This window comes from Streptomyces sp. NRRL B-1140, from assembly GCF_001280065.1.
GTDB lineage: Bacteria > Actinomycetota > Actinomycetes > Streptomycetales > Streptomycetaceae > Streptomyces.
Genome location: NZ_LGEA01000091.1, coordinates 32,790 through 56,693, shown reverse-complemented (window position 1 = coordinate 56,693; position 23,904 = coordinate 32,790). Strand labels below are relative to the sequence as shown.

Genomic DNA, 23,904 nt, shown 5'->3' with positions numbered 1-23,904 from the left:
CTCCCTTCGGAAGCCCGCACAAGGACCAGCCGGCGTCTCCCGTTAGGCTGGCCCCCGTGAAGGTCCTCGTCATCGGTAGCGGCGCCCGCGAACACGCCCTGTGCCACTCCCTGTCCCACGACCCCGACGTCACCGCGTTGCACTGCGCGCCCGGCAACGCCGGCATCGCCGAGGTCGCCGAGCTGCACCAGGTCGACGCCCTGGACGGCGCCGCCGTCACCGCGCTGGCCACCCGCCTCGGCGCCGAGCTCGTGGTCGTCGGCCCGGAGGCCCCGCTGGTCGCCGGTGTCGCCGACGCCGTGCGCGAGGCCGGCATCCCGGTCTTCGGCCCGTCCGGCCGGGCCGCGCGGCTCGAAGGCTCCAAGGCCTTCGCCAAGGACGTCATGGCGGCGGCCGAGGTGCCCACGGCCCGGTCGTACGTCTGCACGACGGCGGAAGAGGTCGACACGGCCCTCGACGCCTTCGGCGCTCCGTACGTCGTGAAGGACGACGGGCTCGCCGCCGGCAAGGGCGTCGTCGTCACCGACGACCTCGAAGCGGCCCGGGCCCACGCGGCGGCCTGCGAGCGCGTGGTCATCGAGGAGTACCTCGACGGCCCCGAGGTCTCCCTGTTCGCCGTGACCGACGGCGAGACGGTCGTACCGCTCCAGCCCGCGCAGGACTTCAAGCGCGCCCTGGACGGCGACGAGGGCCCCAACACCGGCGGCATGGGCGCGTACTCCCCGCTGCCGTGGGCCGACCCGAAGCTCGTCGACGAGGTGCTGCAGACCGTGCTGCAGCCGACCGTGGACGAGATGCAGCGGCGCGGCACCCCGTTCTCCGGCCTGCTCTACGCCGGTCTCGCGATCACCTCCCGGGGCGTCCGCGTGATCGAGTTCAACGCGCGGTTCGGCGACCCCGAGACCCAGGTCGTGCTGGCCCGGCTGAAGACGCCGCTGGCCGGTCTGCTGATGGCGGCCGCCACCGGCAACCTCGCCCACCTGGAGCCGCTGCGCTGGAGCGACGACGCGGCCGTCACCGTGGTCGTCGCCTCGCACAACTACCCCGGCACCCCGCGCACCGGCGACCCGATCACCGGTCTGGACGAGGTCGCCGCGCAGGACGCCCCGCACGCGTACGTGCTGCACGCCGGTACCCGGCAGGAGGGCGATGCCGTCGTCAGCGCGGGCGGCCGCGTCCTGTCCGTGACGGCCACCGGCAAGGACCTCGCCGAGGCGCGCGAGCGTGCCTACACGGCCGTCGGCCGCATCCGCCTCGACGGCTCCCAGCACCGCACCGACATCGCCGCGAAGGCGGCGGGCGCGTGACCGACGCCCGCGCCCGGCAGGCGGAACCGGGCAAACCCCGCCGCCGATGAACCCCACAGGCCCCGGATCCGTCTCAGGATCCGGGGCCTGACGTATGAGGAAGGCGGTGGCCGGACGTCCGGGGAAACGGTGGCCTGAACTGTGCGGAAGACGGGGGCCTGATGCTCGCTCTGCGTCATCCACCTCTCCCCAAAGCCATTCCATCGAGTGACCGATGCCGTATCCGGCTGACGGGGAGCGGAGCCCCAACTAGGGTGCGGCGCAAGCGTTCCGGCACTTGGCCCATCGGCATTGCGATGTCCGTGGCGGGTGCCACAGTGGGGGAGTGAGCAAGGCAAGCATCGGGTCAACGGGGAGGGGGTGAGGTCGGTCGTGACCGGAATGGGTGTGGAAGTGGGCGCGCAGGTCGCGCGGGCACGCGCACTGGCCGTGCTGCGCATCCGCAGCCGTGCCCTGGCCGTCGCCCTGCTGCCGGCCGCCGTCGCCGTGATCCTGCTCGCGGGCGCCGCCGGTGACCGCCTGGAGGGCCCCGGCTGGGACGCGGCCCGGGCTGTCGCGACACCGGCCGCGGCCCTCGTGCTGCTCGCCGCGGCCGGGATCGCCCTGGTCGTCGCCCGGGCCCGGCCCGCCATGAGCCCGACCGTCCCGGTCACCGAGGAGGCGGCCCCCGACCTGTACCGGATGGTGCGCGACCTCGCCGACCGCCTCGACGTCCCCGCGCCCTCCGCGATAGCGCTCACCCCGGACTGCGACAGCTGGCTGGAGGACCGTACCCACCCGTCCCAGGCCCCGCCGCCGGTCGAGGAGCACCGGGACATAGCGGGAGCGGGCAAGCAGCCACACCGCCGGCAGCCCGTCGCGCCGGTGCTCGTCATCGGCTCCCCGTTCCTGTGGTGGATGCGGGTCGGTGAGCTGCGCGCGGTCCTCGCCCCGGTCATCGCCGGTACGGGGCCCTCGGCCCACCCGGACATAGCCGCCGCCCGGCGCTTCGTCCGGGGCCTGGACGCCGCGGTGGCCGTGGCGTCGGCGCCCCGCCGCGACCCGGTGTCGCGGGCGGTGCTCGCCGGGGTCGGCCGGGTGGCCCGGCTTCTGCTGCGCGGCTGCCGCATCCATGCCGCGGAGATGGAGCGGGGGGTGGCGGCCGCGGCCGCGGAGCGTGCACAGGCTGTGGATTACGGGCTGCGGATCGTGGCCCAGGAGCAGGTGGGGCTGGCCTACGCGGGCTGGGACCGGCTGCTCACGCGGGTCGCGCTGCCCGCCTGGCGGATGGGCCGCTGGCCGTCCCGGCTGGACGCCGGTGTGGTCGCCGCACTCACGGAGCTGTCCCGGCGGGACCGCCTGGCCGAGGGCTTCGCGTCGCGGCTGGGCGAGCGGCCGGCCTGCGACCTGCTGGAGGAGCCGGGCACGGTCGACGAAGCCGCCTCCCTGCTCGCGGCCCGTCTCTTCCACGGCGGCCCCGCGGGGCCCGGGCCCGACTGGTCGCCGGTGGACTGGAGCGAATATCCGGACGAGGTCGTGGACCGCAAGTGGCGCCTGGACGCGGCCCGGCTCCACCGCGTCCTGGACGCGATGGGCGTCCGCCCCGCCCCCGGCCCCACGGCCTCCGCCACCGACGCCCCGACCCTGTCCCGCGTCCTCGACCACCTCACGGAGACGGACCCGGCGGGCCCGGCGGGTACGGCCGGGACCGCCGGAGCCGGCAGCCCCGCGGCGGATCCGACAGCGGACCCGACAGGGCAGCCGGCACCGCACCCGGCCGGTTCCAGACCCCACACCGCACCGCCCGAAGCCCCCGGCACACCGGAGCCCGGCCCCGAAGGCACCACCGGCACCAACAGCACCATCCCGGGCACCGGCGCCACACCGGATCCTCTCGACGACGAGGACCTCTTGGGTACGACGGCCCCCAGCGCCACCCTCGCCGCCCGGCTCAGCGCCGAATTGGCCAGGGAAGAAGCCGCTCCCTCCCCGCCGACGGCGGTCTCGCCGTCCCCCACCACCGATCTCGCGGCCCTCTGGGACGACCGGGCCCTGCCTCTCTTCCCCCTCCAGCCCCCGCGCACCGCCCGGGAGCTGCTCGCCGACCACCTCACCGCGATGGTCTGCTGCGCGGCGATGGACACCGCCGGTGCGACCCCGGGCCTGGACTGGCTGGACGGCCCGACCCTCCTCGTGGACGGCGAGCGCACGGCCGATCTGGCCCCCAAGGTCCTGACGCTCATCGAGGACGGCGACGCCACCCCCCTGCGGCTCTGGCTCTCCCAGCTCGGCATACGCCCGGAGAAGCCGGTCCGTCTGGGCTGACCGCCGGAGCCCGTGCTTCCGGTTCTGGCCAATTCGAAACGAACAGTGACGAAGTGCGTGCTTTATGTGATGTGCTTGGACCGTTCGCGTGCATGGCAAGAGCGAGTGACATACGACAAGCACATAAGCACAGGCTGTCGCACGCACCACAGACACCACGGGGGAACCGCCGGCGCCGCAGAACCGCACCGGCACACACCGCACCGGTTCGCACCACACCGGCACGCATCACCACGGGGGCCAAGGGGAGGGGAAGCACTCATGGGTTCGGACCAGATCCGCCGCTGGGAGTCGGGAGCGCTGGCGCATGCCGTGACGGATCCCTTCGGGCAGGGCCCCGTTCCGTGGCTGCGCGGCAATGTGACCTACTTCGACGACTCGGGCCAGGTCGTCCCCTGGTACGTGGACCAGGACACCCCCCACCCGTCGAAGAAGGGCAGCCGCTCGGGCGGCCCCCGCGCGGCCGACGACGTCCACCGTCAGATCAAGGGCTTCACCTCCACCGGCGCGGTCGCGCCCGGCGAGGCCATCGACTTCCACATCACCGTCGACCCGCCGCAGCAGTTCGCCGTCGACATCTACCGCATCGGCCACTACGGCGGTGACGGCGCCGCGAAGATCACCACGAGCCCGCGGCTCTCCGGCATCGTCCAGCCCGCCCCGCTCACCGCGGACCGTACGGTCTCCTGCCACCACTGGTGGCTGTCCTGGCGGCTGCAGATCCCCTCGTACTGGAACATCGGCGCGTATGTCGCCGTCCTCACCACCGCCGACGGCTACCGCTCCCACGTCCCCTTCACCGTCCGGCACGACCAGAGCGCCGACCTGCTGCTCGTGCTGCCCGACGTCACCTGGCAGGCGTACAACCTCTACCCGGAGGACGGGCGCACGGGCGCCAGCCTCTACCACGCCTGGGACGAGAACGGCCGGCTGCTCGGCGAGTCCGAGGCGGCCACGACGGTCTCCTTCGACCGCCCGTACGCGGGCGCGGGCCTCCCCCTCCACGTCGGGCACGCCTATGACTTCATCCGCTGGGCCGAGCGCTACGGCTACGACGTGGCCTACGCCGACGCCAGTGACCTGCACGCGGGCCGCGTCGACCCCACCCGCTACCGCGGTCTGATCTTCCCGGGCCACGACGAGTACTGGTCGGCCGCCATGCGCACCACCGTGGAGCTCGCCCGCGACGCCGGCACCTCGCTGGTCTTCCTCTCCGCCAACTCGATGTACTGGCAGGTGGAACTGGGCCCCTCCCCCTCCGGCGTGCCCGACCGGCTGCTGACCTGCCGCAAGCGCCGGGGCCCGGGCAAGCCGGTGCTGTGGCGGGAGATCGACCGGGCGGAACAGCAGCTCCTGGGCATCCAGTACGCCGGGCCGGTCCCCGAGCCGCACCCGCTGATCGTGCGCAACGCCGGGCACTGGCTGTGGGAGGCCACCGGGGCGCACGAGGGCGACGGGATCGAGAACCTGGTGGCCGGCGAGGCCGACCGCTACTTCCCGCGCACCCCGCTGCCCGAGCACGAGGAACGCGTCCTGCTCGCCCACTCCCCGTACACCGGCAAGGACGGGGCTCCGCGCCACCAGGAGACGTCCCTGTACCGCGCTCCCTCGGGCGCCTGGGTCTTCGCAGCAGGAACGTTCGCCTGGTCCCCGGCCCTGGACCGTCCCGGACACGTCGACGAGCGTGTCCAGCGCGCCACCGCCAATCTTCTGGACCGCATCTGCAAACGCGACTGACCCACTGTCCGTGATCAAGCTCGGATACGGGAGAATCGAGCCACTGGGACAGAACCACGGGGAGGAACCGTGTCCGGATTCGTAGAAAAGCCCGAGCCGATCCAGGTTCCGGGCCTGGTGCATCTGCACACCGGCAAGGTGCGCGAGCTGTACCGCAACGAGGCGGGCGACCTCGTGATGGTCGCCAGCGACCGCATGTCCGCCTACGACTGGGTGCTGCCGACCGAGATCCCCGACAAGGGCCGGATCCTCACCCAGCTGTCCCTGTGGTGGTTCGACCGGCTCGCCGACCTGGTCCCGAACCACGTCCTGAGCACGGAGCTGCCCGACGGCGCCCCCGCCGACTGGGCGGGCCGCACGCTGATCTGCAAGTCGCTGCGGATGGTCCCCGTGGAGTGCGTGGCCCGTGGCTACCTCACCGGCTCGGGCCTCGCCGAGTACAACGAGACCCGCACGGTCTGCGGCCTCGCCCTCCCCGAGGGCCTGACCGACGGCAGCGAACTGCCCGCCCCGATCTTCACCCCGGCCACCAAGGCCGAGGTCGGCGAGCACGACGAGAACGTCTCCTACGAGGAGGTCGCCCGCCAGGTCGGCGCGGACACCGCGGCCCGGCTGCGCCAGGCGACCCTCGCGGTCTACTCGCGGGGCCGGGACATCGCCCGGGAGCGGGGCATCATCCTCGCGGACACGAAGTTCGAGTTCGGTTTCGAGGGGGACGACCTGGTCCTCGCGGACGAGGTCCTCACCGCGGACTCCTCCCGCTTCTGGCCGGCCGACCAGTGGCAGCCGGGCCGCGCGCAGCCGTCGTACGACAAGCAGTTCGTCCGCGACTGGCTGACGTCGGCGGAGTCCGGCTGGGACCGGGGGAGCGAGCAGCCCCCGCCCGCCCTGCCCCAGCAGGTCGTCGACGCCACCCGCGCCAAGTACGTCGAGGCGTACGAGCGCCTGACCGGCACGAGCTGGTCGTAGGACACGAAGAAGCCCCCCGTCCTGAGCCGGGGGGCTTCTCACTGGAGCGAACGACGAGGTTCGAACTCGCGACCTCAACCTTGGCAAGGTTGCGCTCTACCAACTGAGCTACGTTCGCATGCGCCGTGGCGCGAGAACCACTATACCCAACCTCGCTCCCGTGCGAGCCGTACCGCCGCATGCCGGTTCTCCGCACCGAGCTTCGAGGCGGCCGACGACAGATAGTTCCGCACGGTGCCCTGCGACAGCGCGGCCCGCTCGGCGATCTCCGCGACGGGTGCCCCGTCGGCGGCGAGTTCCAGGACCTCCGCCTCCCGCGCGGTCAGCGGCGAGTCACCGGCGGCGATCGCGTCGGCGGCCAACTCCGGGTCGACGTAACGGTTCCCGGCGTGCAGGCTCCGGATGAGCTCCGCGAGCCGCTGCGCGCTCACGGTCTTCGGCACGAAGCCGCGCACCCCGGCCTGCAGCGCCCGCTTCAGGTGCCCGGGCCGCCCATGACTGGTGACGATGAGCACCTTGCAGCCGGGCAGTTCGGACCGCAGGGATGTGGCGACCTTCACACCGTCGGCCCCGGGCATCTGGAGATCCAGCACGGCGACGTCGGGGCGGTGCGCCCGGGCCATCGCCATCGCCTCGGGCCCGGTGGCCGCCTCGGCGACCACGACGAGGTCGTCCTCCAGGGACAGCAGCGCGGCGAGGGCCCCACGGATGAGGTGCTCGTCGTCGGCGAGCAGCAGCCGGACGGGCTCCACGGCCGTCATGAGGTGACCTCGCTCACGGAACGCGCCGTGACGGCGGCCGGGGGAGCGCCGGAAGCGGTGGACGGCGACGGCAGCGGGATCTCCGCCGTCAGCCGGAACAGTCCCCGTCCCACGGGTCCGGCCTCGAGCGTCCCGTCGGTCTTCGCCAGCCGCTCCCGCAGCCCGGCGAGTCCCGAGCCGGACGGGCCGGACCCGGACTTCGCGCCCGCTTCGCTCACCCCGTCGTTCTCCACGGACAACACCACCCGCCCCTCCATCACCTCTAGTCGCACGTCACACCGTTGCGCGTCCCCGTGCCGCAGCACATTGGTCGCGGCCTCCCGCACCACCCATCCCAGGGCGGACTGCACGGCGGGCGGCAGGCCGGCCGACGGCACGCCGCCGACCGTGCAGTCGATGCCGGCCGCCGCCAGCACCCCTTGCGCACCGGCGAGTTCCGAGCCGAGGTCGGCCTCCCGGTAGCCGCGCACGACGTCCCGCACCTCCCGCTGCGACTCCTGCGCCAGCCGCTGCACCTCGACCATCTGCGGCACGGCCTCGGGCCGCCCCCGCTGGGCGAGCTGCACGGCCAGCTCGCTCTTGAGGGCGATCACGGCGAGGTTGCGCCCCATGACGTCGTGCAGATCCCTCCCGAACCGCAGCCGCTCCTCGGCGACGGCGAGCCGGGCCCGGGTCTCGCGGGCCTCGTCGAGCTCGTAGACGGCGTTCAGCAGCCACACCGAGAAGACGGCCGTGAAGGTGATGAACACGCCGCCGATCAGCACGATCAGAGACGTGAAGAGCGCCGTGAGCACGGGGGCGCCGAGCGCCAGGGTCACCACCAGGGTGCCTGCAGCGAAACCGCCCGAGATGCCGAACGCGCGCCGCCGGGAGCGGACGCCGAGCGCGATGATGCCGGGACCGAAGATCAGGATCACTCCGCAGATCCCACCGGCGGCGGTGGCGACCTCCTCGCCGTCGGGTCCGTACTCGGCGAGGGCGAGCGCGGCCACGGCGATCACGGCGGTGACGGCGCCCAGCGACCCCATCAGGCCGGTGGGCTGAGGCCTGCGGCCGCGCGTCCAGTCGATCGCCCGGGACACGGTCACGAAGCAGAGGGCGGCGTGCACGGCCACCACCAGCATGGCGGCGCTGCCCAGCCGCACCCCGAGCGGGGCCACGGACGTGAGCCCGACGGAGAAGAACTCCATCACCGCGAAGAGGTGGAACGACCACCGTGTGTACGTCTCGACCTTCTGCGGTGTGTTCTTGTGCCGCCACCACCTGCCCGGCATGCGCATCGGCCCGTCACTCCCCCTCGTTCGGCGCCGCGGTCGTCGGTCAGCGCCGCGGTTCCCAGCGGAACCACCGTCGTACAGCAAACACCGCGACGAGGATCCAGGCCACGGCGGTCGCGAAGGCGCCCAGCGCCTCGTAGGCGGAGAGGCTCCCGGTCCAGCCGCCGCGCACCAGCGTGACGACGGGTGTCAGGGGCAGCAGCTCGCACACGGAGGCCACCCGGTCCGGCATCAGCTCCAGCGGCCAGAACATGCCGGAGCCGATCATCGAGACCAGCAGCAGCGGCATGGGTGTGGCCTGGGCGCTCTCGCCGGTCCGGGTGAAACTCGCGGTGGCCGCGGCGAGGGCGGCGCACATCACGAGCCCCAACAGCAGGCCCAGGACGGCCAGATGGGGCGCCGAGGGCGCGGAGAGGTCCAGCAGCGCGACGCAGCCCGCCGTCAGCAGCAGGCACTGCGCCAGGCCGGTGAGGGCGGCCGGCAGCGCGGAGCCGGCCAGGATCTCTACGTCCCGCAGCTCACCGGTGCGCAACCGCTTGAGGACGAGTTCCTCGCGCCGGACGACGAACACGCCGACGAGCACCGAGTACACGGCGAACAGCAGGGAGAAGCCGACCGCGGCGGGCAGCACCAGCGTGCCGGTGTCCAGGCCCGCCCCGGCGAGGTCCATCTCCTCCGCCGCCGACCGCACACTGACCGGCATCACCAGCGGCACGAACAGCGCGGCGACGAGCGCGCCCCGGGTCCGTCCGAGCAGGGTCAGTTCGGCGCGGGCGAGCGAGGTCATCCGGCTCAGCGGGGTCGTCGCCGCCGCTGCCGGGCGGGGCGTCGTGCGGATGGCGCTCATGCCGCGTACTCCTTCGTCGTCATGCCGTCGGTCCGCTCGGCGGAGACGTTCTCGGCGATGCCGAGGAACGCCTCTTCCAGGGAGGCCGAGCGCACGTCCAGGCGGTTCAGCCCGACCCGGGCCCGCTCGGCCCACACCAGCAGTGCGGTGGCCGTGCGCTGCAGGTCATGGGTGCGCAGGCGGACGGTCCGGCCGGCGCTCTCGTGGCTGGTCACGCCGAGTTCGCCGAGCGGCGGCAGATCGCCGACGAAGTAGCCGTCGGGCAGCTCGAAGGAGATCCGCGACGGCTGCTCGGCGGTCACCTCGGCCGGGGTGCCGGTGGTGGCGATCCGGCCCTTGTGCATGATCGCGAGCCGGTCGGCGAGGTGCTCAGCCTCCTCCAGGTAGTGCGTGGTCAGCAGTACCGTCGTGCCGCGGTCGCGCAGCGCGCTCACCAACTCCCAGGTGGCCCGGCGGCCTTCCGCGTCCAGCCCGGTGGAGGGCTCGTCGAGGAAGAGCACCTCGGGTTCGCCGAGCAGGGCGAGCGCCAGGTCGAGGCGGCGCCGCTGGCCGCCGGACAGCTGCTTGACCCGGGTGCCGGCCTTGGACTCCAGGCCCACCAGCGCCAGTACCTCCGCCGGGGGCCGGGCCCCGCTCACGCAGCCCGCCCACATCCGGGCGGTCTCCGCGACGGTGAGCTCGGAGGGGAAGCCGCCTTCCTGCAGCATCACGCCGGTGCGGGGCCGTACGGCGGCCCGGTCGGTGTACGGGTCGTGTCCGAGGACGCGTACCCGCCCGCCGGCCGGCCGTGCGAGTCCCTCCAGCAGTTCGACGGTCGACGTCTTGCCCGCGCCATTGGTGCCGAGCAGGGCGAAGATCTCGCCGCGTCGGACGGAAAAGCTGATTCCTCGCACCGCCTCGAACCCGCCCCCGTACACACGCCGCAGGTCAGTGACCTCAATCACGTGTTCGTGTCCGTTGGTCTCCATGATTCAAGCGTCCCGGCCGTGCGCGCCCGGAAGCAGTGCGCGCTGTCATCACTCGGCATGACAAATGTCAGGCGGACATCAGGGGACACGAAAAGACCCCGGTCCATCAGGACCGGGGTCTCATTCCCGAGCGGACGACGAGGCTCGAACTCGCGACCTCAACCTTGGCAAGGTTGCGCTCTACCAACTGAGCTACGTCCGCATGTGCTCCCGACCGGCTTTCACCGATCGGTGCGGGCACCAGCCTACCTGATCCACGACAGTGGTCGGTATGGCGATGCAGAGCGGGTGACAGGAATCGCACACTGCGCCTTCCCCCTGGAAGGGGGATGTTCTACTACTGAACTACACCCGCATGTATCCGTGAGCCGGGCCTTTCGGCCTCGCCCCTCGGCGTGTTCCAGACTCTAGCTGATCGGCCGGGGTGCTGCGCAAGTCGGCTGTTGCGAGGGGCGGGTGACCGGGCATCGGTCCGGGCTCGACGGACCGTCACTGCGCGGCGGTGAACGCCTCGTAGACCTTCTTGGGGATGCGCCCGCGCGCGGGGACCTCCATCTTGTTGGCCTGCGCCCAGGCGCGCACGGCCGACGGGTCGGGGGCGACCTCCGTCTGCCGGTACGCCCTGCCCGACCGGGACCGCTTGCGGCCGGCCTCCACGTACGGCGCCAGCGCCTTCCGCAGTTCTCCGGCGTTGCCTTCGCTCAGGTCGATCTCGTACGACTTGCCGTCCAGTCCGAAGGCGATCGTTTCCGCCGCTTCCGAGCCGTCGATGTCGTCAGAGAGAGTGACCACGACCTTCTGCGCCACGAATATCGGTCCCTTCATGCGGCACTATGCCAATTTATTTGTACAGCGCCTGGCAATACATTGTGAAGCCCGACTAAATCCTTCCGCGTGTCCGAAGGCAATAGGTTCCGGGTGTCGATCCGGAATCTTTCCCGAAAATTTCGCGTGTGGGTCCGTCGATGCCGGATCGTGATGACGGTCACGTAGTTTCCTACAAGTCAACGCGCGTAGAAATTTTGTGCGGGTAGTCTGAAGGAACCTGCTCAGCACCACACACCGGGAGTGCCAGTGGCACGCGTCGTAGTCGACGTCATGCTCAAGCCGGAGATCCTCGACCCCCAGGGCCAGGCGGTGCAGCGCGCACTGCCGCGGCTGGGTTTCGAGGGGATCTCGGACGTCCGCCAGGGAAAGCGTTTCGAACTGGAAGTTGACGGGCCGGTCGACGAGGCCGCCCTCGCCCGCATTCATGATCTTGCGGAGTCCTTCCTCGCGAACACCGTGATCGAGGACTTCACGATCCGGGTCGAGGAAGTCGCGGAGGCCGCGAAGTGACCGCTCGTATCGGCGTCGTCACTTTTCCCGGCAGCCTGGACGACCGTGACACCCAGCGCGCGATCCGCGTCGCCGGCGCCGAGCCGGTCGCCCTCTGGCACAAGGACAAGGACCTCAAGCAGGTCGACGCCGTGGTGCTGTGCGGTGGTTTCTCCTACGGCGACTATCTGCGCGCCGGGGCCATCGCCCGTTTCTCGCCGGTGATGGAGCCCCTGCTGGAACAGGCGAAGGCGGGTCTGCCGGTGCTCGGCATCTGCAACGGCTTCCAGATCCTCACCGAGGCCCACCTGCTGCCGGGCACGATGCTGCGCAACGACCACCTGCACTTCATCTGCCGTGACCAGAAGCTGCGGGTGGAGAACGCCGAGACCGCCTGGACCACCGACTACTCGGCCGGCCAGGAGATCCACATCCCGCTGAAGAACAACGACGGGCAGTACGTCGCCGACGCGTACACGCTCGACCGGCTGGAGGCCGAGGGCCGCGTCGCCTTCCGGTACCTCGACTTCAACCCCAACGGCTCGCAGCGCGACATCGCCGGCGTCACCAACGAGGCCGGCAACGTGGTCGGCGTCATGCCGCACCCCGAGCACGCCGTCGAGCCGCTGATCGGCACCGGCCGCACCGACGGCCTCCCGTTCTTCACCTCGATCCTCAAGAAGCTGGTCAACGCATGAGCCGGACGCCTCTGGACACGGTCGAGCACGCGGCCGCGACCCCCGACGTCGAGCTGCCCTGGGCCGAACTGGGCCTGAAGAAGGACGAGTACGAGCGGGTCGTGGAGATCCTCGGCCGCCGGCCCACCGGGGCCGAGCTCGCCATGTACTCGGTGATGTGGTCGGAGCACTGCTCGTACAAGAGCAGCAAGGTCCACCTGCGCCAGTTCGGCGAGAAGGCCCCCGAGTCCGACGCGATGCTCGTCGGCATCGGCGAGAACGCCGGTGTCGTCGACGTCGGCCAGGGCTACGCGGTCACCTTCAAGGTCGAGTCGCACAACCACCCCTCCTACGTCGAGCCCTACCAGGGCGCGGCCACGGGTGTCGGCGGCATCGTCCGCGACATCATCGCGATGGGTGCCCGCCCGGTCGCCGTCGTCGACCCGCTGCGCTTCGGCGCCGCCGACCACCCCGACACCAAGCGCGTCCTGCCGGGCGTCGTCGCGGGCATCGGGGGCTACGGCAACTGCCTGGGCCTGCCCAACATCGGCGGCGAGGTCGTCTTCGACGCCTGCTACCAGGGCAACCCGCTGGTCAACGCCGGTGCCATCGGTGTGATGCGGCACGAGGACATCCACCTCGCGAAGGCGTCCGGCGCGGGCAACAAGGTCATCCTGTACGGGGCCCGGACCGGCGGCGACGGCATCGGCGGCGCCTCGATCCTGGCCTCCGAGACCTTCGACGACGCCAAGCCCTCCAAGCGCCCGGCCGTCCAGGTCGGTGACCCCTTCCAGGAGAAGCTCCTCATCGAGTGCACCCTGGAGGCCTTCGCCGAGAAGCTGGTCGTCGGCATCCAGGACCTCGGCGCGGCGGGTCTGTCCTGCGCGACGAGCGAGCTGGCGTCCAACGGCTCCGGCGGCATGCGCGTCACCCTGGACGACGTCCCGCTGCGCGACTCCACGCTCTCGCCCGAGGAAATCCTCATGAGCGAGTCGCAGGAACGCATGTGCGCGGTCGTCGAGCCGGAGAAGGTCGACCGCTTCCTGGAGATCTGCGACAAGTGGGACGTCATCGCCACCGTCATCGGTGAGGTGACCGACGGCGACCGCCTCGAGATCTACTGGCACGGCGGCAAGATCGTCGACGTCGACCCGCGCACGGTCGCCCACGAGGGCCCGGTCTACGAGCGCCCGTACGCCCGCCCGTCCTGGCAGGACGAGCTCCAGGCCGACGACGCGAACAAGCTGCCGCGCCCGGCGACGTCCGAGGAGCTGAAGGACCAGGTCCTGAAGCTGGTCTCCTCCCCGAACCAGGCCTCCAAGTCCTGGATCACCAGCCAGTACGACCACTTCGTGCAGGGCAACACCGTCCTCGCCCAGCCCGAGGACTCCGGCATGATCCGGATCGACGAGGAGACCGGCCTCGGCGTGGCCATCGCCACGGACGGCAACGGCCGGTACGCCAAGCTCGACCCGTACCACGGCGCCCAGCTGGCCCTGGCGGAGGCGTACCGCAACGTCGCCACCACCGGTGCCAAGCCGCTGGCCGTCTCCGACTGCCTGAACTTCGGCTCGCCCGAGGACCCGGCGGTGATGTGGCAGTTCGCGGAGGCCGTGCGCGGTCTGGCGGACGGCTGCCTGCAGCTCGGCACGCCGGTGACCGGCGGCAACGTCTCCCTCTACAACCAGACGGGCGAGGCCGCCATCCACCCGACCCCGGTCGTCGCGGTCCTCGGCGTCATCGACGACGTGGCCCGCCGCACGCCCGTCGCCTTCCAGGAGGAGGGGCAGCTGCTCTACCTCCTCGGCGACACGCGTGAGGAGTTCGGCGGCTCGGCCTGGTCCCAGGTCGTGCACGACCACCTCGGCGGCCTGCCCCCGAAGGTCGACCTGGAGCGCGAGCGCCTGCTGGCCGAGATCCTGATCTCGGCCTCCCGCGACGGCATGATCGACTCCGCGCACGACCTGTCGGACGGCGGTCTGATCCAGGCGGTCGTCGAGTCGGCGCTGCTCGGGGGGAAGGGCGCCCGCCTGATCGTCCCGGACGGTCTGGACGCCTTCACCTTCCTGTTCTCCGAGTCGGCGGGCCGCGCTGTCGTGGCCGTACCGCGCTCGGAGGAGGTCCGCTTCAACGACATGTGCGGTGCGCGGGGCCTTCCGGTCACCCGCATCGGTGTCGTGGACGGTGACACCGTGGACGTACAGGGCGAGTTCGCGCTCTCCCTGGCCGAGCTGCGCGAGGCGCACGAGAACACGATCCCGGCGCTGCTGAAGTAGCCGACCGCTCCGAAGCCCCCGCCCGGCCCACCCGGTGCGGGGGCTTCGCCGTGCCCGGACGGGCGGGCCTCTTGCGCACTATTACGTAGTTCCGTAATTTCTGCGGAATGGAACTGGAGCAGCGCGTCGCCGACCTCGAACGTCGGCTGTCGGATCTGGAAGGCACCCAGCGCCCCGGGCCTCGCATCGACGGGGGTGACTACTGGGCTCTGCACGGGCTGAAGGAACAGCTGTCCGAGGCGGGAGCGGACGACGGCGGTGTCCTCTACACGGGCTCCGTGGGCCTTTCGACGGGCGAGGAGTACTCCTGGCAGATGACCCTCCTCACGGAGGACCTGCTGGACGACGACTGGACGACGACCGCCGAGTCGTTCGCGGCCCTCGGCCACCCGGTCCGCCTCCGGCTCCTGCGCGAGATCCTCGCCGGACGGCGCACCGCCGCCGAACTCGCCGATCTGGACGAGACCGGCACTACCGGCCAGATCTACCACCACCTGCGCCAGCTCACCGGCGCCGGCTGGCTGCACACCACCGGCCGGGGCCGCTACGAGGTGCCGCCGGCGCGGGTCGTACCGCTGCTGGTGGCCCTGGCGACGGCCCGTCCGTAGCCGGGCCGGGGGCCGGAGAGGCCGTCGAGACGGTTCCGGTGTCACAGGCCGCGCTTAGGCTGGCCCCCATGCCCCCGGCCAAGAAGCGCACCCGCAGCTACGACCCGGTCAAGATCCGCACGGCGGTGCTCACCCAGTTCGGGCACATACGGGCCGCTGTCGCCGGTCTCACACCCGAGCAGCTCGCCCTGCCCACCCGGCTCGGCGACTGGACCGTACGGGAGCTCGCGGCCCACGTGACCATGGCCGTGGAGAGCGTCAGCCGCAACCTCGACCGGGAGGAGCCCGCGAAAGCGGAGCTCACCGTCGTCGACTGGCCCTTCGCCACGGCCGCCCGAGCCGGGGACATCGACGACGGCACCCGTCGGCTGGCAGAGGCCCACCCCGACCTCGACGCCCTGTTCGCCGAGACGGCGCAGCGCCTGGCCGCCAAGCTGGAGGACGCCCCCGGCACCCGTCTCCTGGCCACGCGGACGGGTGCCATGACCCTCGCCGACCACCTCGTCACCCGCACCGTCGAACTCGTCGTCCACACCGACGACCTCAACGCCGCCGTCCCCGGCCCGGACATCCCCTACGACCGTCAGGCCCTGGCCGCCTGCACCCGCGTCCTGGCCGACGCCCTCGCCGCGAAGGCGCCCGGCGGCTCGACGGAGGTACGGGTGCCGCCGTACGCGGTGGTGCAGTGCGTGGCGGGGCCGCGGCACACCCGGGGCACCCCGCCCAACGTCGTGGAGACGGACCCGCTGACCTGGATCCGGCTGGCGACCGGACGCACGGATTGGGCGCAGGCCCTGCGGAACGCCCAGGTCAGCGCCAGTGGGGAGCGGGCGGACCTGTCCGCGTGCCTGCCCCTGATGCGATAAGGGGAACCGATCCCCCCGGCTCGCCCGTCGAAGTGGCATGGACAGGCAGAAGCAGCGCATGACCCTGATGGCCGCCGCCATGCTCGTCCCGCTCCTGGCGGCCTGCGGCGGCGAGAAGGCGGGCAGCGGCAGCGACTCGGTCGGTGGCGGCAAGCCGATCACCGGTGTGCGGTGGAACGTGGACAGCGTCACCACGGACGGCAGGACACAGAAGGCCCCGGCGGGCGCCCATGTGACCATCGACAAGGGCCGGGCCGAGGGCAGCCTCGGCTGCAACCACTTCAGCGCCGAGGCCACCGTCGACGGCGACCGCGTCCGGCTGGGCAGGACCAGGGCCACCGAGATGGCCTGCGAGGGCACACCCGTCCGGTTCGAGACGACGCTCGCGAAGGCCTTCTCCGACCAGGAGCTGACGGCGAAGACGCACGACGACCGTCTCACCCTCACCACCGGCGAGGGCGACACCGTCCGCCTGACCGAGGCGAAGGACGCCCCGCTGGCCGGTACCAGGTGGACCGTCACGACCCCGAGCGCCGACGGCCGGGCCCACCTCACCTTCGACGAGAAGAAGCACACCGTCTCCGGCAAGCTCGGCTGCAACAAGGTGAACGCCGAGGCCACGGTCCGCGACGGCCATATCACCCTCGGCCCACCCGCCACGACCCGAATGATGTGCGAAGACTCACTCATGGACGCCGAGAAGAAGCTGCTGCGTCTTTTCGACGGAAAGCTGAAGTACGGAGTCGATCACCAAACCCTTACGCTGACCAGCGAAAACGGTACGACTGTGCGAGCGGTCGCCGGGCGGTGATCCACCGGAAAGTCCGGTATCCCCAATTCGGACCAGTGGTCGACCTCGCCTACACTCGGTGGCGTGCCACGTGGTGACGGACGACTCAACCACGACCTGCTCCCCGGCGAGAAGGGCCCCCAGGACGCTTGTGGCGTCTTCGGTGTCTGGGCTCCGGGCGAAGAGGTCGCCAAGCTCACGTACTTCGGGCTCTACGCCCTCCAGCATCGAGGCCAGGAATCCGCGGGAATCGCGGTCAGCAACGGCTCACAGATCCTCGTCTTCAAGGACATGGGCCTGGTTTCCCAGGTCTTCGACGAGACCTCCCTCGGTTCGCTCCAGGGTCACATCGCGGTCGGTCACGCCCGCTACTCGACCACCGGTGCCTCCGTCTGGGAGAACGCCCAGCCGACCTTCCGCGCGACCGGACACGGCTCCATCGCGCTCGGCCACAACGGCAATCTCGTCAACACCGCCCAACTCGCCGAGATGGTCGCCGACCTGCCCAAGCAGGAGGGCGGGCGGACCCCGCGCGTCGCGGCGACCAACGACACCGACCTGCTCACCGCGCTGCTCGCGGCCCAGGTCGACGAGGACGGCAAACCGCTGACCATCGAGGAGGCCGCCCACACGGTCCTCCCGCAGGTCAAGGGAGCCTTCTCGCTCGTCTTCATGGACGAGCACACCCTGTACGCGGCCCGTGACCCGCAGGGCATCCGCCCGCTGGTCCTCGGCCGTCTGGAGCGCGGCTGGGTCGTCGCCTCCGAGTCCGCCGCCCTCGACATCTGCGGCGCCAGCTACGTCCGCGAGATCGAGCCGGGCGAGTTCGTCGCCATCGACGAGAACGGCCTGCGGTCCTCCCGCTTCGCGGACGCGAAGCCCAAGGGCTGTGTCTTCGAGTACGTGTACCTGGCCCGCCCGGACACCGACATCGCCGGCCGGAACGTGTACCTCTCCCGCGTGGAGATGGGCCGCAAGCTCGCCAAGGAAGCCCCGGTCGAGGCCGACCTGGTGATAGCGACGCCGGAGTCCGGCACCCCCGCCGCCATCGGCTACGCGGAGGCATCCGGCATCCCCTTCGGCAACGGCCTGGTGAAGAACGCCTATGTCGGCCGGACGTTCATCCAGCCCTCGCAGACCATCCGCCAGCTGGGCATCCGCCTGAAGCTGAACCCGCTGAAGGAAGTCATCAAGGGCAAGCGCCTGGTCGTCGTCGACGACTCGATCGTGCGCGGCAACACCCAGCGGGCCCTGGTCCGCATGCTCCGCGAGGCGGGCGCCGCCGAGGTCCACATCCGGATCTCCTCGCCGCCGGTGAAGTGGCCCTGCTTCTTCGGCATCGACTTCGCCACCCGCGCCGAGCTCATCGCCAACGGCATGACGATCGACGAGATCGGCACCTCCCTGGGCGCCGACTCCCTGGCCTACATCTCCATCGACGGCATGATCGAGGCGACCACCATCGCCAAGCCGAACCTGTGCCGCGCCTGCTTCGACGGCGAGTACCCGATGGAGCTCCCGGACCCCGAGCTGCTCGGCAAGCAGCTGCTGGAGACGGAGCTGGCCGCCGGCCCGGCCGCCACGGCCGCCGCCGACGCGATCCGCCGCCCGTAAGACGGCCCGTACCACCTGCCGTACAACACGAAGGTTCTCATCGTCATGCCTGACACAACTGGTGCCAGCTACGCAGCCGCGGGCGTCGACATCGAAGCGGGCGACCGCGCCGTCGAACTGATGAAGGAGTGGGTGAAGAAGGCCCAGCGCCCCGAGGTCCTCGGCGGCCTCGGCGGCTTCGCAGGCCTCTTCGACGCCTCCGCCCTGAAGAACTACGAGCGGCCGCTGCTCGCCTCCGCCACGGACGGCGTCGGCACCAAGGTCGACATCGCCCGCCAGCTGGGCGTCTACGACTCCATCGGCCACGACCTGGTCGCGATGGTCATGGACGACATCGTGGTGTGCGGCGCCGAGCCGCTGTTCATGACCGACTACATCTGCGTCGGCAAGGTCCACCCCGAGCGGGTCGCCGCCATCGTCAAGGGCATCGCCGAGGGCTGTGTCCTGGCCGGATGCGCCCTGGTCGGCGGTGAGACGGCCGAACACCCGGGTCTGCTGGGCGAGGACGACTTCGACGTCGCCGGCGCCGGTACGGGCGTCGTGGAGGCCGACCGGCTGCTCGGCGCCGACCGCATCCGGACGGGTGACGCGGTGATCGCCATGGCGTCCTCCGGGCTCCACTCGAACGGGTACTCCCTCGTCCGCCACGTCCTGCTCAACCAGGCCGGTCTGGCACTGGACGCGCACATGGAGGAGCTCGGCCGCACCCTCGGCGAGGAGCTGCTGGAGCCCACGAAGATCTACTCGCTGGACTGCCTGGCCCTGATGCGCACCACCGAGGTGCACGCTTTCAGCCACATCACCGGCGGCGGCCTGGCGGCCAACCTCGCCCGGGTCATCCCCGACGACCTGCACGCCGTCGTCGACCGCTCCACCTGGACGCCGGCCCCGATCTTCGACCTGGTCGGCCGCACGGGCAGCGTCGAGCGCCTGGAGCTCGAGAAGACCCTGAACATGGGCGTCGGCATGATCGCGATCGTGCCGCAGGAGTCCGTGGACGTGGCCCTGGCGACCCTCACCGACCGCGGCGTGGACGCCTGGGTGGCCGGAGAGATCACCGACCGGGGCGAGCACCCCACCGGTGCCGCCCTGATCGGTGACTACGCGAGCTGAGGCACGGGGCCTCGGCCCTGCAGGCAGCACAGAACCCGGTCGGTGACCGGAGTCACCGACCGGGTGAGTGCACTAGTGCAGGGTCAAGCGCCGCGACGATGCTGCGAGGACTGGCCGTCCTCGTCGTCGTCGTCCTCGTAGAGGTCGGCGTACCGTGCGTACAGGTCGTCGTCCTCATCGTCTTCGAACGGCTCGCCGTTAGGCGGCTGCGGATTCGAAGGCGATGCACCCAGCTCCTCGGCCAGGCGTGAGAGGTCAGTCCCACCGCTGTTGTACTTCAGCTGGCGGGCGACCTTCGTCTGCTTGGCCTTGGCCCGGCCGCGCCCCATGGCTCGACCCCCTCAACGACGGGGCTCGACGGCCCCAGAGTCTTGACACGCGTTCATGGTCCGGCACGGACTCTCCGCGGAGAGACCGGTCCGTAGGGCTTCCACGGTACCTGAGCCCGCGCCCATACGGTACGTCGCCCGCATGACGTGCCCGCGCCCAGGACCTTCGAGGCGCCCCGTCCTCGCTGGTCAACCGCGATTTTAACCACTTATCGGCGGTCGACCCGCCGGTAGAAGTGAGAGTTCTCTCTAACTGCCCACCGACGGGTACCGGCCAAACGTGCGAGGCGCCCGGGATCAGCCCGCTGTCACCGGGTCCGACGGGCCAGGGCCGCGTCGTGCATCCGCTGCTCGGCGATCCGGTCGGCCGCCGCGGCCGGCGGAATGCCGTCCTCCTTCGCACGTGCGAATATGGCCAGCGTGGTGTCGAAGATCTTCGACGCCTTCGCCTTGCACCGCTCGAAGTCGAAGCCGTGCAGCTCGTCCGCGACCTGGATCACACCGCCGGCGTTCACCACGTAGTCCGGCGCGTAGAGGATCCCGCGGTCCGCGAGGTCCTTCTCCACGCCCGGGTGGGCGAGCTGGTTGTTGGCGGCGCCGCAGACCACCTTGGCGGTCAGCGCCGGCACCGTGTCGTCGTTCAGGGCACCACCGAGCGCGCAGGGGGCGTAGATGTCCAGGCCCTCGACGCGGATCAGGGTCGCGGTGTCGGCCACGGCTGTGACGCCCGTCGGGTGCGCGGCGAGGATCCGGCCCACGGCGTCCTCGCGCACGTCCGTGATGACGACCTCGGCGCCCTCCGCCCGCAGGTGCTCCACCAGGTGGTGGCCGACCTTGCCGACGCCCGCGATGCCGACCTTGCGGCCGCGCAGCGAAGGGTCGCCCCACAGGTGCTGCGCGGAGGCGCGCATGCCCTGGTAGACGCCGTAGGCGGTGAGGACGGAGGAGTCCCCGGCGCCGCCGTTCTCGGGGGAGCGGCCGGTCGTCCAGCGGCACTCGCGGGCCACGACGTCCATGTCGGCCACGTACGTGCCGACGTCGCAGGCGGTGACGTACCGGCCGCCGAGCGAGGCCACGAACCGGCCGTAGGCGAGGAGCAGCTCCTCGCTCTTGATCTTCTCCGGGTCACCGATGATCACGGCCTTGCCGCCGCCGTGGTCGAGACCGGCCATGGCGTTCTTGTACGACATCCCGCGGGCGAGGTTCAGCGCGTCGGCGACGGCCTCGGCCTCGTTCGCGTACGGGTAGAAGCGCGTACCGCCGAGCGCGGGGCCCAGGGCGGTGGAGTGGAGGGCGATGACGGCCTTGAGGCCGCTCGCCCGGTCCTGGCAGAGCACGACTTGCTCATGTCCGCCCTGGTCCGAGTGGAACAGGGTGTGCAGTACATCAGCAGGTGCGCCGGTTACGTCGGTCACTGTGGTGACTCCTGAGTAGGTGCGGCGGGTGGTGACCAGCCCTCGTGCGGGTGGCGGGGACTGTTGGGCATGAGATTAGAGCCTGGCGGGCCCGCCGACCGCACAGAGCGCAGGATCACCTCCGACCGGAGTACACCCGTGCGACGATTTGCATGGATTTCCCGCGCGATCGTGAGTGGGTTCCGCAGGTTTTCACGGCGGTGCGCGGGGGAGGGAGCAGGCGTGCCCAAGGTGACCTCGGTGATCGTCCCCTACGCGACCTACCTGCGCGTGTACGAACCGCTGGCCGCCTTCCCCGAGCCGGAGCGCAGCCAGTGGGCCCGCTACGCCCGCCGGACCGACCGACCCACCTACCAGGACGAACTCCGCCGTGCTCTGGCCGACTTGGCACCCGTCCCGCCGGTCCCGGTACCGGTGCACGAGAGCGAGGACGCCTTCGTGCTGGAGGTCGACGGCGTCGTCTGCGTCTGCCCCTGGCGCACCCGGCTGCGCGGCTGGCTGGCCCTGGACGAGCTCGCCGAGGAGCTCCCCCGGCCGGTCATGGACGCGGTCCTGCCCCCCGTCCTGCGGCGCCAGGCGGCCCAGGACTACGAGCGGTGGCTGGCCATCAACCCGGACGCCCGGCCGTGGATCCGTACGGCCACCTGGCAGGTGCCGATCAACTGGTTCGTCCTGGTCTCCGACGAGGAGCGCGAGTACGACAGCGGCGCCCCGGCCGGCGGCCCGCCGGTGCTGCGCTACCGCACGCCCATGGTCCAGGCCCGTCGGCGGGTGGCCCGGGGCCTGCGGGCCCTGAAGGAGGCCATGGACGAGGGGCCCCTGATCGACGGCCTGACGGACGTCGGGCGCTGGCTCGAGGAGTTCCACCCGCGTTCCCTCGTGGAACTGGACTACGGCGGCCTGGTGCACGCCCTGCCCGCGGGGACGCTGGAGGACGATCATTCGGCCGCGGACGTGGCCGAGGGCATCGCCGCCCTGCGCAGGGGCGACGGGGAGGCCGCGGGCAAGGCGTACGCCCGGCTCGTGGAGCGCTGGCGTTCCGTGCGGGATCTCCGGTCGGCCAACTGACCCGTGACCTTGATGTCCGTACACACCGCTCGCATTCGGTCACGAACTGACGTTTGACGAACCGCCCGATGTGGGGTTTCGTCCTCGCACCGAGTTCCTGAAGCGGGCCGTGCGTCTTCTGAGGCTTCGTCAACAAGGGACGTAGGACCCGATCCGGGCAGACCTCTCAAGTAGGCCAAGCGTGACGGACTACACGTACGAGGCTCTTGCGTCCCTTGCCCCTCCTCATGCCAAAATAGGACAAGGAGCCCGGGGAGGGCTCCTTCCGTCCAATGGTGCTGCACTATGGGCGGAATCTCAGCATTGCACGCTTTGGGGGGTCTCGTGACTCCCTGATCACCCTGTGACTGATCGTCACAGTGGTGTGACTGTCCGCTATGGCATGGTCCATCGGCTTCCGTCGCTGATGAACACCTGGAGGGGCAATTCCATCGGTTTGGCCGACGCGGCTGGACAGATGGTGTAGTTGTAGTGCCGAGGACAAGCCGTTCGTCCTATAACCGACTCGACTCGCGTCCGCCATTTCGGGCAACGCGGGTCAAGGTGCAGAATTTAGAGGAAAGAACCGAGAAGGTTCGGTTCTCCCGAGGAGGCCGCTCATGACCGCTCGCACCCCTGATGCCGAGCCGCTGCTGACCCCGGCTGAGGTCGCCACCATGTTCCGCGTGGACCCGAAGACGGTCACGCGGTGGGCGAAGGCCGGCAAGCTCACGTCGATCCGCACGCTCGGCGGGCATCGGCGCTACCGCGAGGCCGAGGTCCGCGCTCTGCTCGCGGGCATCCCGCAGCAGCGCAGCGAGGCCTGAACAACTGAATAACCGGGCAAACCGGCCGGTCCCCCACTGGCCGCGGCGCCCGGAACCGCAGCTCCAAGCGACGCGGGACCCTGCCCCAACAGGCCCCACGCCCACGCCAGTCAGAGCTTCTCAGGCATACAACAGGGTGCGTCGTCGATCGCGCTGGACTCCGCCGGGTCCAGCGCGATTTTTTTTGTGCGCCCACGACGGTTCTCCCGCTCCGGCTGTGAGCGGCCTTGTGGGAGCCTGGGGAGGGGTGTCGGATCCTCGCTGCGCGACACCCCGGACAAGGTGCAATTGCACATATTAAATTGACCCCTTGTAGGCGGGGTGTAAGTAACCCGCTTTCCAAAACTCATGCGGTGACACCCGTCACATACCGCGCGGCTTGTTGGCTCCGCCTCGGCTGCGGTAAAGGAGCCTCCCTCTCCAGCGTCCCGCGCACGTACGGGTGTTGGGGTCGCTCGTGGATCAAGCCGGCGTCGGGCTTCCGTCCTCCCGGGCGCCGGGCGGCGCGGACTCCATCGCCAGCCGCAGCAGCCGATGGCAGATCGGGCAGTGCCGTGTGAGGTGCCGGTACGACGACGCGGCCGACAGGTGCGCACGGAGCAGAGCCCGCGTCTCGTGCCTGGCCACTGTCGCCATACGCCACCTCCAGAAGGCCGCACGGGGAACGGCCCTGGTTCTGGGGTACCGACGGATCGAAAGGGCGTCAAGACGGCGTGTGGGGCCCGGAGGCGGCCGCGGGGGTCAGGCGCCCGGTAAGGGGCCCGGTTCCCGAAGGCCGGGCGCAGCGAGAGCCCCCGGACCGGAAGGCCGGGCACAACGAAAAGAGCCGGATCCGAAGATCCGGCTCTTTCACTG

General features: G+C 71.0%; 22 protein-coding genes and 3 tRNA genes. 14 read left to right on the top strand and 11 right to left on the bottom strand.

What is annotated here, in order from left to right; translation table 11 throughout:
• The first annotated feature begins 56 nt into the window (after positions 1-56).
• From purD to ADK65_RS12125, 4 genes are all read left to right on the top strand, one after another.
• Positions 57-1,307 (top strand): phosphoribosylamine--glycine ligase, encoded by a 1,251-nt coding sequence (purD, locus tag ADK65_RS12140; RefSeq protein WP_053669995.1) that lies wholly within the window; start codon positions 57-59, stop codon positions 1,305-1,307.
• Between the two features lie 381 nt (positions 1,308-1,688).
• Positions 1,689-3,611 (top strand): hypothetical protein, encoded by a 1,923-nt coding sequence (locus ADK65_RS12135; protein ID WP_107092270.1) that lies wholly within the window; start codon positions 1,689-1,691, stop codon positions 3,609-3,611.
• Between the two features lie 261 nt (positions 3,612-3,872).
• Positions 3,873-5,348, top strand: coding sequence for a N,N-dimethylformamidase beta subunit family domain-containing protein (locus ADK65_RS12130; RefSeq protein WP_053669993.1), 1,476 nt, complete (start codon positions 3,873-3,875; stop codon positions 5,346-5,348).
• A gap of 69 nt (positions 5,349-5,417) precedes the next feature.
• Positions 5,418-6,317, top strand: coding sequence for a phosphoribosylaminoimidazolesuccinocarboxamide synthase (locus ADK65_RS12125; RefSeq protein WP_053669992.1), 900 nt, complete (start codon positions 5,418-5,420; stop codon positions 6,315-6,317).
• 42 nt (positions 6,318-6,359) lie between these two features.
• On the opposite strand, the gene ADK65_RS12120 is transcribed toward ADK65_RS12125, so the two are convergent.
• The 8 genes from ADK65_RS12120 to ADK65_RS12085 form a co-directional block, all read right to left on the bottom strand.
• A tRNA-Gly gene (locus ADK65_RS12120) sits at positions 6,360-6,435 on the bottom strand.
• A 22-nt stretch (positions 6,436-6,457) separates the two neighbouring features.
• On the bottom strand, positions 6,458-7,078 hold the full coding sequence (locus ADK65_RS12115) for a response regulator transcription factor (protein WP_053669991.1): 621 nt from the start codon (positions 7,076-7,078) through the stop codon (positions 6,458-6,460).
• Entirely contained in the window at positions 7,075-8,358 is a 1,284-nt protein-coding gene (locus tag ADK65_RS12110) for a sensor histidine kinase (RefSeq protein WP_053669990.1), read from the bottom strand. The genes ADK65_RS12115 and ADK65_RS12110 overlap by 4 nt, the downstream gene beginning before the upstream one ends.
• A gap of 40 nt (positions 8,359-8,398) precedes the next feature.
• Positions 8,399-9,202 carry an ABC transporter permease gene (locus ADK65_RS12105; RefSeq protein ID WP_053669989.1) on the bottom strand — a complete coding sequence of 268 codons (804 nt, stop codon included), beginning with the start codon at positions 9,200-9,202 and terminating at the stop codon, positions 8,399-8,401.
• On the bottom strand, positions 9,199-10,170 hold the full coding sequence (locus ADK65_RS12100; RefSeq protein ID WP_053669988.1) for an ABC transporter ATP-binding protein: 972 nt from the start codon (positions 10,168-10,170) through the stop codon (positions 9,199-9,201). Before ADK65_RS12100 ends, ADK65_RS12105 begins: the two co-directional genes overlap by 4 nt.
• Positions 10,171-10,299: 129 nt before the next feature.
• Positions 10,300-10,372: transfer RNA gene (locus ADK65_RS12095), tRNA-Gly, on the bottom strand.
• Positions 10,373-10,453: 81 nt separating this feature from the next.
• Positions 10,454-10,525, bottom strand: a tRNA-Gly gene (locus tag ADK65_RS12090).
• A 134-nt stretch (positions 10,526-10,659) separates the two neighbouring features.
• Positions 10,660-10,977, bottom strand: a complete 318-nt coding sequence (locus tag ADK65_RS12085; protein ID WP_053669987.1) for a histone-like nucleoid-structuring protein Lsr2 — start codon at positions 10,975-10,977, stop codon at positions 10,660-10,662.
• Between the two features lie 267 nt (positions 10,978-11,244).
• On the opposite strand from ADK65_RS12085, the gene purS reads away from it, so the two are divergent.
• The 8 genes from purS to purM all read left to right on the top strand — a co-directional run bounded on the left by purS (position 11,245) and on the right by purM (position 19,431).
• Complete coding sequence (gene purS, locus ADK65_RS12080) at positions 11,245-11,508, top strand: phosphoribosylformylglycinamidine synthase subunit PurS (RefSeq protein WP_053669986.1); 264 nt, start codon at positions 11,245-11,247, stop codon at positions 11,506-11,508.
• Positions 11,505-12,185, top strand: a complete 681-nt coding sequence (gene purQ / locus ADK65_RS12075) for a phosphoribosylformylglycinamidine synthase subunit PurQ (RefSeq protein ID WP_053669985.1) — start codon at positions 11,505-11,507, stop codon at positions 12,183-12,185. The genes purS and purQ overlap by 4 nt, the downstream gene beginning before the upstream one ends.
• Positions 12,182-14,440, top strand: a complete 2,259-nt coding sequence (gene purL, locus ADK65_RS12070) for a phosphoribosylformylglycinamidine synthase subunit PurL (RefSeq protein WP_053669984.1) — start codon at positions 12,182-12,184, stop codon at positions 14,438-14,440. Before purQ ends, purL begins: the two co-directional genes overlap by 4 nt.
• Before the next feature lie 107 nt (positions 14,441-14,547).
• Complete coding sequence (locus ADK65_RS12065) at positions 14,548-15,048, top strand: ArsR/SmtB family transcription factor (RefSeq protein WP_053669983.1); 501 nt, start codon at positions 14,548-14,550, stop codon at positions 15,046-15,048.
• Between the two features lie 68 nt (positions 15,049-15,116).
• Entirely contained in the window at positions 15,117-15,914 is a 798-nt protein-coding gene (locus tag ADK65_RS12060; protein WP_053669982.1) for a maleylpyruvate isomerase family mycothiol-dependent enzyme, read from the top strand.
• 37 nt (positions 15,915-15,951) lie between these two features.
• Positions 15,952-16,725, top strand: coding sequence for an META domain-containing protein (locus ADK65_RS12055; RefSeq protein WP_053669981.1), 774 nt, complete (start codon positions 15,952-15,954; stop codon positions 16,723-16,725).
• A 63-nt stretch (positions 16,726-16,788) separates the two neighbouring features.
• A complete protein-coding gene (purF, locus tag ADK65_RS12050; RefSeq protein WP_053669980.1) occupies positions 16,789-18,318 on the top strand; it encodes an amidophosphoribosyltransferase in 1,530 nt (509 codons plus the stop codon).
• Positions 18,319-18,363: 45 nt separating this feature from the next.
• Positions 18,364-19,431, top strand: coding sequence for a phosphoribosylformylglycinamidine cyclo-ligase (gene purM, locus ADK65_RS12045; RefSeq protein WP_053669979.1), 1,068 nt, complete (start codon positions 18,364-18,366; stop codon positions 19,429-19,431).
• An 83-nt stretch (positions 19,432-19,514) separates the two neighbouring features.
• Here the strand turns inward: purM and ADK65_RS12040 are convergent, their stop codons facing one another.
• Positions 19,515-19,760, bottom strand: coding sequence for a DUF3073 domain-containing protein (locus tag ADK65_RS12040; RefSeq protein ID WP_053669978.1), 246 nt, complete (start codon positions 19,758-19,760; stop codon positions 19,515-19,517).
• Between the two features lie 308 nt (positions 19,761-20,068).
• Positions 20,069-21,175, bottom strand: a complete 1,107-nt coding sequence (locus tag ADK65_RS12035; protein ID WP_053669977.1) for a Leu/Phe/Val dehydrogenase — start codon at positions 21,173-21,175, stop codon at positions 20,069-20,071.
• A gap of 222 nt (positions 21,176-21,397) precedes the next feature.
• Here ADK65_RS12035 and ADK65_RS12030 point away from each other — a divergent pair, with 222 nt between their 5' ends.
• Together ADK65_RS12030 and bldC are read left to right on the top strand one after the other, a co-directional pair.
• The gene (locus ADK65_RS12030) at positions 21,398-22,243 is read left to right on the top strand and encodes a hypothetical protein (RefSeq protein ID WP_053669976.1); all 846 of its coding nucleotides are present in this window, start codon (positions 21,398-21,400) and stop codon (positions 22,241-22,243) included.
• Positions 22,244-22,842: 599 nt separating this feature from the next.
• On the top strand, positions 22,843-23,049 hold the full coding sequence (gene bldC, locus ADK65_RS12025; RefSeq protein ID WP_003949541.1) for a developmental transcriptional regulator BldC: 207 nt from the start codon (positions 22,843-22,845) through the stop codon (positions 23,047-23,049).
• A 462-nt stretch (positions 23,050-23,511) separates the two neighbouring features.
• On the opposite strand, the gene ADK65_RS38815 is transcribed toward bldC, so the two are convergent.
• Positions 23,512-23,685, bottom strand: coding sequence for a DUF6274 family protein (locus tag ADK65_RS38815; RefSeq protein ID WP_199825612.1), 174 nt, complete (start codon positions 23,683-23,685; stop codon positions 23,512-23,514).
• Positions 23,686-23,904 lie beyond the last annotated feature (219 nt).